A 265-nucleotide genomic window follows, 5' to 3' on the forward strand; every position below is an offset into this window, starting at 1 on the left:
GAACGCTACGTCTGCGTGATGCGCGCCGATCATCCCGACGCCGCGCGCGGACGCATCACGCTCGCGCGTTTCTGCGCGCTCGATCACGCCCTGGTGTCGTACACGGGCGGCAGCTTTCACGGCGTCACCGACGAAGCGCTCGCGCAGCATGGCCGCGCGCGCCGCGTCGCGCTCTCGGTCACGAGTTTTCTCGTGCTGCCCGAAATCCTGCGCGCAAGCGATCTGATCGCCGTGGTCCCGCAGCGGCTCGCGCAACGCGCCGAAG

The 265-nt window shown here is 69.8% G+C and carries 1 protein-coding gene; it reads left to right on the plus strand.

The window, feature by feature from the left end; translation table 11 throughout:
- Nucleotides 1-265 (plus strand): LysR substrate-binding domain-containing protein (locus SB816_RS32295; protein WP_410548283.1); only part of this gene is annotated, 265 nt, incomplete at both ends.

The organism is Achromobacter sp. SIMBA_011, assembly GCF_046535435.1.
GTDB lineage: Bacteria > Pseudomonadota > Gammaproteobacteria > Burkholderiales > Burkholderiaceae_B > Achromobacter > Achromobacter dolens.